This is a genomic window from Leuconostoc aquikimchii (genome assembly GCF_040838325.1).
Taxonomy (GTDB): Bacteria; Bacillota; Bacilli; order Lactobacillales; family Lactobacillaceae; genus Leuconostoc; species Leuconostoc aquikimchii.
Window position 1 is genome coordinate 498,573 of sequence record NZ_JBFPER010000001.1, and the last position, 12,109, is coordinate 510,681.

The window sequence follows — 12,109 nt, forward strand, 5'->3', positions numbered from 1 at the left end:
GGTAAAATCTTTTTTTGTTAAGACAAAACTGGTAAAATAGAATGGACTAAAATTGCGCAATAAATGAGGATAAAATGACAAATAAAAAACCAGCAGTATGGTATGAGCATCTCCATACTGAGAAACATACAGGTGCGCGACGTGGCCGTATTCATACGCCACATGGTACATTTGAAACACCCATGTTTATGCCTGTTGGTACACAAGGGGCAGTAAAGGGTGTTGGGACACGTGAATTAAAAGATATTGGTTCACAATTCATTTTAAGTAACACGTATCACTTATGGGTACGGCCGGGAGATGAACTCATCGCTCAAGCTGGTGGCTTGCATCAGTACATGGGTTGGGATCAAGCAATCTTGACAGATTCAGGCGGGTTTCAAGTCTTTTCGTTGTCGGATGCTCGTAAGCTAGCAGAAGAAGGGGTGACTTTTCAAAATCATGTGAATGGTGATAAAATGTTTTTATCACCTGAAGTGGCTATGCGGATACAAAATAATTTGGGTTCAGATGTTATGATGCAACTTGACGAGGCAATTCCTTATTTTGAGAGTTATGACTATATTAAAGATTCAATGCAGCGTTCATTGCGTTGGGCAGATCGTGCCCAAATAGCGCATAAAAAGCCAGACTCTCAGGGATTATTTGGTATAGTGCAAGGCGCCGGATTTAAGGCGTTGCGTTCAGAGTCAGCCAATGGGTTGGTTGGCATGGATTTACCAGGATATGCTGTTGGCGGTCTTTCCGTTGGAGAATCAAAGTTAGAAATGAACCGCGTACTGGATTTTACTATGCCATTACTACCAGAAGATAAGCCCCGTTATTTAATGGGTGTGGCTGCACCAGATTCATTGATAGATAGTGTTATCCGAGGCGTTGATATGTTTGACTCTGTTTTGCCAACACGTATTGCCCGCAAAGGGACACTCATGACACGCCGCGGTCGTGTCGTGATTAAAAATTCAAAGTATAAAAATGACTTTACCCCATTAGATCCAGATTTGAGCTATTACTCCGCCAATCCCATTAGAACAAATCAGTTTGGCAATCAAAGTCAGTTTGATAATCCAAACTACAATCCATTTCAAAATTTAACGCGTTCGTATTTACATCATTTATTTAATGCCAATGAAATTTTAGGGGCACAACTAGCGTCGCAACATAATTTACGTTATTTGTTACAATTCATGGAAGATATGCGGACAGCGATTGAAAATGACGACTTGTTGGCATTTCGAGCAACCGTTATGGAAGAATATGGTTATAATAAGCCCAATGCACGTTTATTTTAAATAAATGTCATAGAGTTTGATATAATTAAGGTATAGTGTGAATGCGGTAATAGCCCACACAATAAAGAAAGTAGGAAATCGTCGTATGAATTTGAGTTTAGTTTTTCCAGTTATTATAATTGTCGGTATGTTTTGGTTTATGAACCGTCAGCAAAAAAAGCAACGTGCAACACAAGAAGCGCGTCAAAATAGCTTAGAAAAAGGATCAGAAATTGTAACAATTGGTGGTTTGCATGCGATTGTTAGCAGCGTAGATACAGCTAACAAGACGGTTGATTTAGATGCAGAGGGTGTTATTTTAACGTTTGACATGGCATCTATACGTACAATCAAGCCAAAGGTTGAAACAACTGAACCCAAGACAGCTGTTGAAGATTTAAAGCCATCTGAGGATGCCGTTGAAAAGATTACGGATGATTCAGATAAGCCTTCAGAAAAATAAGCAGTATAATGTAGAGAGCAAACAGCTCTCTTTTTTTGGATGGTAATATAATTATGATAACAAAATCAATAATCATGCGAGATAGTACTAAAATTGTGTACGATGAATATGGTCAATTAAATCAACAAGCGCTGTTTTTACTACATGGTAATGGTAGTTCAGCACGATATTTTCGTCGTCAAATTAAACAATACGAAAAGTCATTTCATGTGATAGCGATTGATACGCGTGGTCATGGGCGTTCTACTAATGCCAAAAACAGAATTAGAATAAATGATATTATACTGGATATTAATACTTTACGTGTGAAATTGGGGATAAATAGCATTTTTTTGTTAGGTTACAGTGATGGTGCAAATATTGCAATCAAATATGCAACGCTTTATCCCAAAAATGTTACGAGAATGGTACTTAATGCACCCAATGTTTCAAAAGATGGGATTTATAAATTTCTTTGGTTGATGGATGATATGGCGCAATTTTGCACAGGTATGTTGGCAGCAATTAGCCCTTATGCAAGACGGCGACATGAACAATTACATGTCATGAGTGAACCTTTGGATATCACAGTAGCAGAGCTTACTCTAGTCAAGGCACCTGTACTGATAGTAATTGGTGAATTTGATTTAGTTAAAAGGCGTCATATCAACTATATAGCCCATGCGCTACAACATTCAGAAATTATGATCATACAACGGCATAGTCATTTTGTGACTTATACTAATCCAAAAAAATTTAGCCAACTTGTGATGCCATTTTTACTGAGGGGAATAGTCAATGCCAAAAATTAAATATATTTTAGCACGATTAATTGTGCCAGCGACAACAATTATCTTAGTTACACAATTAATATTTATGACACGCGAGATCACTTGGCGAATGATTTTATCAACGATAAATGATTTAACCTGGTGGCAGACTATAATGTTAGTCGTATTTGGATTTTTATCCGTTCTAGTTACCACGTTAAATGACGTTTTTTTGGCTAAATGGCAAAATTATCGTATCGAAAAAAATGAATTATATCAACGGGCATGGTTAATCAATGTTTTTAATATTAATGCCGGTTTTGCTGGTACTGTTAGTTTACTTTTACGGCGCATACTTTTTTTTGACCAAAATCGACCAAACCAATTGAAACCTTATTTTCAAATGTATGTCTTGAGTTTGAGTGGCCTATTAGTTGCAAGTGTTTGCGCTTTTATCGCGCTATTTTTAAAGGTCATTCCCGGATTTGATGGTAGCATGGTATGGTTAGTTGCCATTTTAATTATTGTGGGCATTATCGGTATGATATCATTTATACCCGGCTTACATTTATGGCAAGGGATGAAAAGATATGTCGCAAAATGGTTTATAGGTACGTCGTGTTTAGCATTGCTATTGCAGATGGGTTTGTTCGTTGTTATTGGGGTTACCATTGGCGTGTCGTCAATTCAGGTTGGCATGATGATGCTTTTGTTTGTTATTGCGAGCACGATTGCTTTTGCGACAATGACACCTGGCAGCTGGGGATCATTTGATGTCGCTTTGTTACTTTTGTTATCAAATATTGGTCTATCACAAGGAAAAGCAGTCGTGTGGTTGATATTATACCGTGTTTTCTATAATCTACTACCTTTACTGAGCGCACTACTTTTACTTTCCTACAGGTTGTCGCATAAAATAAATGCGGATTATCGTGGTGTACCTCACTATGTAGCGGGGATCGTAACACACCGCGTCATAACATTAACATTGTATTTATTAGGCTTTTTATTCGTGTTGTCTGGCACAATGCCAGATATTGCTCAGCGCGTTATGGGCTTAAATCGTTTCGTACGCTTACCAAGTATTTACGTAGTTGCTAATCAGTTGCCAAATATTGTACTTGGATTTTTATTGTTAATTAGTGCACGGGGGGTAGCTAATCAGGTAGCCCGTGCTTACGAATCAACAATTTTAGTGTTAGGTTTAGTTTTTATTTATATACTAATCAGTTATCAATACATAACACCGGTAATTTTCATTACTGTACTACTAGTTGCATTTATAATGAGTAAAAAAACGTTATATCGTCAGCAGTTTATTCATTCTTGGGAGCAACAAGTGGTTGATGGTATTATTTGGGGCGTCTTGATTATCAGTTATGTATTATTAGGTGTCAGTAACGCGCCGTTTGTACAGCATCATTTTCACAATTTAAAACATACAGGTCTTATGCCTTCAGTACATTGGTGGCTTACGGGCGCAATAGTGATTCTGATTGTTTCAGTGTTTCGTGTCGTATTGTTACGCTATCTGTATGCGCATCAACAACAACTTGGCGTTTCTTTTGATGAAGAAAGGTTAAACCACATGTTGGCTGTTGGGGATACGCACTACACTAACCTTGCGTTTATTGGTGACAAACGATTCTACTATTATCAGGTAAATAATCACGATGTCTTGGCCGTGCAATTTAGAATTATCAATAATAAGGCGATGGTGATGGGAGATCCATTTGGCGATGCTAGTTATTACTCTGAAGGCATGCAACAGTTTGTAGAGGATTCTGATGCATTGGGATACATACCAGTATTTTACGAAGTGAGCGAACGCATTGCTATGTTGGCTCATGAATTTGGCTATGATTTTTTTAAACTGGGTGAAGAGGCGCAGGTGTTGCTTGACGAATTTTCAACCGCAGGTAAAAAGATGCAAAATATACGTTCAGTCGTGCATCAAGCAGCGCGTGGTGGGTTTGAGTTTAACGTGTTGCAACCACCTTTTAGTCAAGACATTATGATGCAATTACGTACCATTAGCGATGAATGGCTCGCAGGTCGGGAAGAAAAGGGTTATTCGCTAGGATTTTATGACGACCGTTATATCCAACGATATCCAATTGCCGTTTTAGAAAAAAATAGTCGTATCGAGGCATATGCCACACTTGTAACGTCACACACGGAGCAACAAATGGCGGTTGACCTGATGCGTTTTACTAAAAAATCACCAAATGGTGTGATGGATGTTTTATTTGTTAATACAATTGCATATGCTAAAGCACAAGGGTTAACAACACTAAATCTAGGGATGTCACCCTTGGCAAATGTTGGACAACACCGTCAAAGTTTTGGACGAGAACGGCTAGCCAATTTAGTTTATCAATTTGGATCAAAGGTGTACTCTTTTGAAGGGTTACATCACTATAAAAGTAAATTCACTAAAAATTGGGTACCTATGTATATTGCATATTCAAGAAAATCTTGGATTCTGATGGTGATGATTGGTCTATTAAAAATTGATAACAAGGGAGTTGCGCGTGCACCTGAGATAAAAGTCGTGTATGATAAAGATAACGTTTTTTAAATATTAAGGAGGGAAAGTATGTGTCAGTTACTCAGTCTCACGTCGATGAGGATGAGGTCAGTCATGTATAATAAGTTACTATGCCAATGCACGAATTTTTTATGGGAATGACCCAGTTAGAATTAATTAATCGCGCCCCAGGATTTTTTAAGTATCAACCACATAATGTCGCAGCACATTCTTGGAAAGTCGCCCAAATTGCACAATTTTTAGCAGACGTTGAAGAGCAAAATGGTGCCACTATTAATTGGCAATTGGTCTATGAAAAGGCCTTGAATCATGATTACACAGAACGTTTTATTGGCGATATTAAAACACCAGTGAAATATGCGACAGCCACCTTACGATCAATGTTAGCTGATGTTGAAGAGTCAATGACGGAAAATTTTATTAAAACAGAAATACCAAGTCAATTTCAATCAGCTTACATGCGACGTCTCGGTGAAGGAAAAGATGACAGTATTGAGGGGCAAATTTTGTCGATTTCTGATAAGGTCGATTTGCTGTATGAAGCGTATGGCGAATTGGAAAAGTTTAACCCTGAACCTGTATTTGTTAATATTTTTCAAAGTAGTTTAGAAGCGTTGGCTGAGTTTCAAGATATGGCGAGTGTTAAATATATTGCGACAGATATTTTACCAGATATTTTTGAGGAAAATTTCATCAGCAAAGAGCAATTGTATGATTTAGCTAAAAGTTTATTACCAGATTTTGCTGCCTCTCAAAAGTAACAGAATGGTTAAACTAAAAATCAGAAAGTATGATGAGCTTTTAAGGTATGAGTTAGTGGGGGGAATAGTGGTGTTAAAAAAGAATTATATTGCACGTATGCGCGAAAAAGTTGGTCATGAGGGGATGATCTTCATGTCAGCTTATGGTATTTTATGGAATGAACAACATGATAAAATACTCCTTGAAAAACGCTGGGATTCTGACGCAGGATGGGGATTTCCAGGCGGTTACTTAGAGTATGGTGACTCACCGACACAAGCAGTTATCCGAGAGTTTAAAGAAGAAACTGGTTTGGATGTTGAAGTGACACGCGTGTTAGGTTTATCGACAAATATAACAGAAAAAAATTCATGGGGTGATGCACAAGAGACTGTGGGCATTGGTTTTGAAGTCAAACAAATCGGTGGCACTTTACGCAAAGATGGCACAGAGACCGTTGATTTACAGTTTGTATCAGTGGTACCTGAGCCTAACATGTTTGTTCCTCAGGCTCAAAAGACAATACATAGTGTTTTGACAGAAAATGAAGTCAGTGAAAAACCTTGGATTCGTGAACATGGCGAATGAATTTAACATAAGTTAAAATTGAAAGCGAGCAAATATGGCATTTTTAGAATTACAAAATATTAAGAAATCATACTATCTAGGTAAAGACGAGTTTCCTGTTTTAAATGGGATTGACTTATCGTTTGACAAGGGAGAATTTGTTTCGATTCTTGGTGAGTCTGGTGGTGGTAAGTCGACTTTGATGAACATTATTGGTGGGTTAGATCGTAACTTTGAAGGAATAGTTGAAGTTAATGGCGACAAACTTGATCATAAGCAAGAAAAGAAGTTGGATGTTTATCGTCGTGAAACGATTGGTTATATTTTTCAAAGTTTTAATTTAATTAATTATCAAACTAATTTAGAGAACGTTGAAACAAGTTTGAGCATGACAACTTTGTCTGCTGCTGAACGTAAAGAGCGAGCAAAAGTATTATTGAACAAGGTGGGGTTGGCTGAACATATCAACAAATATCCATCGCAATTATCAGGTGGTCAAAAGCAACGTGTTGCAATTGCGCGTGCCTTGGCATCAGATCCAGATATTATGATTGCTGATGAACCAACTGGCGCACTTGATTCTGTCAATACTATTGAGGTACTTGAGTTATTAAAACAAATTGCTGAGGAGGGTAAGCTTGTTATTGTTGTCACCCATTCGCAGGCGGTTGCAGAATATGGCACGCGTATTTTGCATATGGCTGATGGTAAAATTGATGAAGAAAAGTATCTAAAGGACAAGTTTTTAGTACCAAAAACGACTGAACGTTTGACTTCTCGACCTTTGAAATCATCGTCAGTTTGGGATATGGCATTTGATCATTTAAAGTATAAAAAGCTTCAGAATTTTTTAATCATATTAGGCTCGGCAATCGGTGTATTTTCGGTTATTATTTTCTTAGGATTAGGTAACGGGATTAAAGGTTATATTGCCAACCAAGTGGATGCGCTTGTCAATCCAAATTATCAGACTGTCGTTCGTAATACAACGCGAGATAAAAACGCTAGTGCGACAGAACGTATGCAAGCCACGACACAAGCTATGGCGACAAACTACTCAGCTACAACGATGAATAACGCCATGTTAGATCGTTTAGACAAAGTGCAGGGGGTTGACGCAGTTTATGCTGGTGGTCAGTTTGGAAATGCTGTGTTTACGTATGGCAATGTGAAATCACAGCCAGTGCAATTACAATCATGGTCACCACAAGTTTCCGAAAAAACAATTAAAGCTGGTCATCAGGCAAAAAATGGCGAAGTGCTGATTGATCAGGGTTATGCTAAAAAAATTCAAAGTAACTATAAAGCGTTGATTGGTAAAAATATCTCATTTAGTTACATGGCGTTTGATTCAGAAAATCGGCCAGTTGTCATTGCCACTTCAGCCAAAATTGCTGGTATGACGGATGGCGGTCAATCAGGGGCAATGTTTATTCAAAATTGGGCAACAATGCAAGATGATTTGAAGAAAAATAATGCCGTAACAGATGCGAATTATGCTGCTGTTGAAATAAAAGATACCAAAGCAGTCAGCGCAACAATGAAGAGCATTAATAAACTACAAAGTAATGGTATGCAAAGTTTTGCTGGGGTGTCTTTGACCGATATTTTAAGCACAATTAATACGATTACAAGTTTGGCCTCATATGTGTTAGCTGCTATTGCTGGTATATCATTACTCGTTTCAGCTATTATGATAATCGTGACAACCTACATGTCTGTTTCTGAACGTACACGTGAAATTGGTGTGCTTCGTGCGCTTGGCGCCCGATCTAAAGATATTCGAGGCTTGTTTACAAATGAAGCCTTGTTGATGGGAGTTATATCAGCAATCGTAGGTATTGCGATGGCGTATGCTGGTCAAATATTGATGAATGCTGCGCTAAATGGGTTAATACATTTTAGTATTGTACAAGTATCAATTGGGAACGTTATCTTTGCGGTTGTTATCTCAATATTAATTGCATTAATTGCCAGTTTTGTGCCATCACGACGGGCAGCAAAATTAAACACGATTGATGCGTTAGCTGCTGATTAACAATCATCATAAATCTGATTTTGCTTTTCTGTCAGATGCAGAGTAGTATGATAAAGTAAAAAATGAATGGCCTGTTAAATGAAAATTTCATTATAATGGGTTGTTTTTTTTGTTAAAAAATAAACTTTTAGGATATTGTTTTGATATAATGAAACGTGTTATTGTATTTTTCTAAAATGCATCATTTTAAAAAGGAGCTCATTATGCAAATTTTAAAGGAACACGCTAAACCTTATTTGCGAGATATTATTTTTTCAATTATTGCTGTTGCGGTTATGGCTGGCGCTTCCTTGTGGCAACCACGTTTACTCCAGCATGTCATGAAAGCAATTATTGCAGATGATCAAAATAGTGTGATGGTTTATGGTATACAGTTGATTGTTTTGGCAGTGATTGGTTTGATTGCAGGTGTGATTAACACAATTTTTGCGGCCAAAATATCACAAAATATTGCTGCAGATATACGCGCCCATGAGTATCAAAAAATTCAATCATTTTCATTTAGCAATATTGAAAAGTTTTCAGCGGGTAATTTAGTTGTGCGTATGACCAATGATATTAACCAAGTGCAACAATTAGTCATGATGGTATTTCAGTCTTTGACACGCATTCCAATATTGTTTATTGGCGCTTTTATTTTAGCCTTGATGACTTTGCCTAGACTGTGGTGGATCGTGATTGTAATGGTTATTTTAATTGCATTGGCCTCACAAGTGGTATTTAAACGAATGGGTAAATACTTTATTAAAATTCAAAATTTAATTGATAAAACGAATACACTTGCTAAAGAAAATTTGCAAGGTGTGCGTGTTGTCAAATCATTTAATCAAGAAACAAATGAAACGCAACGTTTTACTGAAAATTCAAACAATTTAACCAGCGTAACAACGACCATTGGGTATTTGTTTTCAACAATGATTCCGATGTTCATGTTAATTTCTTACTTAGCTATTGGCGTGGCAGTATTATTTGTTGGTCGAGGTATCGTCCAACATCCCAATGATTTAGCAGCGATTACATCGTTTATTTCATATCTGATGCAAATATTTTTTGCGATTATGATTGGTGGCATGATGTCAACATTTGCTTCACGTGGTTTTGTGTCGCTTGGCCGTATCAAAGAAGTTTTGGATACAAAAGCGGATTTAACTTATAATCCTACGGCACCAGAAATAAATTTAACTGGGGATGTATTGTTTGACAATGTGTCATTTACTTATCCTGGGGACGACCAACCAGCACTTGAAAATGTCTCGTTTAAGGTTAAATCTGGTGAAATGATTGGGATTGTTGGCGCTACTGGATCTGGAAAATCAACTTTAGCCCAACTTATTCCGCGCCTGTATGATCCGACTGAAGGTGAAGTGTTTGTTGGTGGTGTTAACTTAAAAGCAGTCAACGAAAAGTCATTGCGATCGACAGTATCATTTGTCTTACAACGTGCCATTTTATTTAGTGGTAAGATTTCTGATAATTTACGTCAAGGTAAAAAAACAGCTGATACCCAGGATTTGAAAAAAGCTGCAGATATTGCGCAAGCATCTGAGTTTATTAATCAATATGATGACGGTTTTGAGCATCTTGTAGAAGAACGTTCAGCAAACTTTTCAGGTGGGCAGAAGCAACGATTGTCAATTGCGCGTGGTGTTGTTGGATCGCCAAAAATTTTAATTTTAGACGATTCGACATCTGCTTTAGATGCGCGGTCTGAGAAACTTGTGCAGGAGGCCTTAAACAACGAGCTTTCTGAGACGACAACATTTGTCATTGCTGAAAAAATTAGTTCAGTGATTCATGCTGATCGTATTTTAGTATTGGATGAAGGGAAATTAGTTGGTATTGGTTCGCATAAAGAATTATTAAGCAAATCACCAATTTATACTGAAATATACGAAACACAAAAAGCGAAGGGTGGTAACTGAAAATGAGTGATATTAAACGCGCCATTAAATACTTTGCTAGCTATTTGAAACAATATTGGATTAGTTTATCGTTTGTTGTGGTAATAACGATTATCTCAACTTATTTCCAAGTGAAAGCGCCAGCTTATATGGGACAAGCAATTACTGAGTTGGCAAATTATCTTGGGCAATATATGAACCCGACAACACGTGCAGTTGCTAGTAGAACGCCATTTTATCATGCGCTTGAAGCGATGATGTTATTCTTTGTTTTGACAGCAGTTACGATGTTTATTTCGAGCTTTTTGTCTTCCCGTGTCTCAGCACAAGCGTCGGGTCGTATGCGGATTGGCTTGTTTGCTAAGTTACAAAAGATGACAATCAAATATTTTGATACACATCGAGATGGTGAAATATTATCGCTATTCACATCTGATTTGGATAATATTTTTAATGCAATGAACCAAGCAATTTTCCAACTTTTATCACAGTTTGCCTTATTTGTTGGTATTATTTGGATGATGTTTGACCAAAATGTTAAATTAGCATGGGTCACAATGGGCTCAACGCCGGTAGCCATTATTGTAGCTTGGGTTATTATTTCGCGTGCACGCCATTTTATTGATGAACAACAAGATGCAACTGGCAGCATGAATGGTTACATTAATGAGCAAATAAATGGTGAAAAAATTATTATCACCCAAGGATTACAAGAAGAATCAATTGCGGGATTTATGCCGCACAATGAAAAAGTGAAACAAGCTACTTTCAAAGGGCAAGTATATTCAGGTATGCTATTTCCGTTAATGCAGGGATTGTCTTTATTGAATTTAGCGATTGTGATTTTCTTTGGTTCGTGGCTGGTCGTTTCTGAAGGTATGGATAAGGCAGTCGGATTAGGGTTGATTGTTGTCTTTGTGAATTACTCACAGCAATATTATCAACCAATTACACAGATCACGTCAATTTATAACATGCTACAATTGGCTGTAACGGGTGCGCGACGTTTATCGAATGTTCATGATCAAGCCGAAGAAGTTAATCCAGTCGATGGGCAAAAGTTACGTGCAATTAATTCAGATGTGACGCTTGAAGACATTCATTTTGGCTATACAGCTGATAAAGAAATTTTACATGGTGTATCAATTCATGTTAAAAAAGGCGATATGGTAGCGTTAGTCGGGCCAACTGGATCAGGTAAAACAACGGTTATGAATTTATTGAATAGATTTTACGATGTTGACACGGGTGCCGTTAAATTTGATGGGGTTGATGTACGTCATTTAGATCTAAAATCGTTACGTGACCATGTTGGTATTGTGTTACAGGACTCAGTTTTATTTAGTGGGACTATTGCAGATAACATCAAATTTGGGGCGCCAAAAGCAACTGAAGATGACATGATTAAAGCGGCTAAACAAGCTAACATTCATGAGTTTATTGTGTCACTGCCAGCGGGTTATCAAACGATAGTCGATGATGAAAATTCAGTATTTTCAACTGGCCAGAAGCAGTTGCTTGCGATCGCTCGAACAATTTTAACGAATCCTGCTTTCTTGATTTTAGATGAAGCAACCTCGAATGTAGACACGGTTACTGAAGCACGTATTCAAGCTGCAATGGATAATGTCATTGCGGGACGCACAAGCTTTGTGATTGCGCATCGTTTGAAAACTATTCTGGATGCTGACAAAATTGTTGTGCTCAAAGATGGCAAGGTTATCGAACAAGGTTCCCACGAAACTTTAATTGCTGAAGGTGGCTTTTATTCTGAATTGTATCATAATCAAATGGTATTTGATTAACTAGTAAAGTAGGTGGCATGATG

The 12,109-nt window shown here is 37.5% G+C and carries 9 protein-coding genes; all 9 read left to right on the plus strand.

Annotated features, from left to right (window positions below; translation table 11 throughout):
• The first annotated feature begins 74 nt into the window (after positions 1–74).
• The 9 genes from tgt to AB3K24_RS02590 all read left to right on the plus strand — a co-directional run bounded on the left by tgt (position 75) and on the right by AB3K24_RS02590 (position 12,086).
• On the plus strand, positions 75–1,292 hold the full coding sequence (gene tgt / locus AB3K24_RS02550; RefSeq protein ID WP_367973652.1) for a tRNA guanosine(34) transglycosylase Tgt: 1,218 nt from the start codon (positions 75–77) through the stop codon (positions 1,290–1,292).
• An 85-nt stretch (positions 1,293–1,377) separates the two neighbouring features.
• A complete protein-coding gene (yajC, locus tag AB3K24_RS02555; protein ID WP_367973653.1) occupies positions 1,378–1,734 on the plus strand; it encodes a preprotein translocase subunit YajC in 357 nt (118 codons plus the stop codon).
• A 53-nt stretch (positions 1,735–1,787) separates the two neighbouring features.
• Entirely contained in the window at positions 1,788–2,525 is a 738-nt protein-coding gene (locus tag AB3K24_RS02560) for an alpha/beta fold hydrolase (RefSeq protein ID WP_367973654.1), read from the plus strand.
• Positions 2,512–5,064, plus strand: coding sequence for a bifunctional lysylphosphatidylglycerol flippase/synthetase MprF (mprF, locus tag AB3K24_RS02565; RefSeq protein ID WP_367973655.1), 2,553 nt, complete (start codon positions 2,512–2,514; stop codon positions 5,062–5,064). The genes AB3K24_RS02560 and mprF overlap by 14 nt, the downstream gene beginning before the upstream one ends.
• Positions 5,065–5,144: 80 nt before the next feature.
• Complete coding sequence (locus AB3K24_RS02570) at positions 5,145–5,795, plus strand: YfbR-like 5'-deoxynucleotidase (RefSeq protein WP_367973656.1); 651 nt, start codon at positions 5,145–5,147, stop codon at positions 5,793–5,795.
• A 67-nt stretch (positions 5,796–5,862) separates the two neighbouring features.
• A complete protein-coding gene (locus tag AB3K24_RS02575) occupies positions 5,863–6,363 on the plus strand; it encodes an NUDIX domain-containing protein (RefSeq protein ID WP_367973657.1) in 501 nt (166 codons plus the stop codon).
• A 34-nt stretch (positions 6,364–6,397) separates the two neighbouring features.
• Positions 6,398–8,380 carry an ABC transporter ATP-binding protein/permease gene (locus AB3K24_RS02580; RefSeq protein WP_367973658.1) on the plus strand — a complete coding sequence of 661 codons (1,983 nt, stop codon included), beginning with the start codon at positions 6,398–6,400 and terminating at the stop codon, positions 8,378–8,380.
• A 203-nt stretch (positions 8,381–8,583) separates the two neighbouring features.
• Positions 8,584–10,302, plus strand: a complete 1,719-nt coding sequence (locus AB3K24_RS02585) for an ABC transporter ATP-binding protein (RefSeq protein ID WP_367973659.1) — start codon at positions 8,584–8,586, stop codon at positions 10,300–10,302.
• Positions 10,303–10,304: 2 nt separating this feature from the next.
• Entirely contained in the window at positions 10,305–12,086 is a 1,782-nt protein-coding gene (locus AB3K24_RS02590; RefSeq protein WP_367973660.1) for an ABC transporter ATP-binding protein, read from the plus strand.
• The last annotated feature ends 23 nt before the right edge of the window (positions 12,087–12,109 follow it).

Coding starts and splice junctions, on each gene's coding strand:
- tgt (WP_367973652.1), top strand. CDS start 75: ATGACAAATAAAAAACCAGCAGTATGGTATGAGCATCTCCATACTGAG.
- AB3K24_RS02580 (WP_367973658.1), top strand. CDS start 6,398: ATGGCATTTTTAGAATTACAAAATATTAAGAAATCATACTATCTAGGT.
- AB3K24_RS02570 (WP_367973656.1), top strand. CDS start 5,145: ATGCCAATGCACGAATTTTTTATGGGAATGACCCAGTTAGAATTAATT.
- yajC (WP_367973653.1), top strand. CDS start 1,378: ATGAATTTGAGTTTAGTTTTTCCAGTTATTATAATTGTCGGTATGTTT.
- mprF (WP_367973655.1), top strand. CDS start 2,512: ATGCCAAAAATTAAATATATTTTAGCACGATTAATTGTGCCAGCGACA.
- AB3K24_RS02590 (WP_367973660.1), top strand. CDS start 10,305: ATGAGTGATATTAAACGCGCCATTAAATACTTTGCTAGCTATTTGAAA.
- AB3K24_RS02560 (WP_367973654.1), top strand. CDS start 1,788: ATGATAACAAAATCAATAATCATGCGAGATAGTACTAAAATTGTGTAC.
- AB3K24_RS02585 (WP_367973659.1), top strand. CDS start 8,584: ATGCAAATTTTAAAGGAACACGCTAAACCTTATTTGCGAGATATTATT.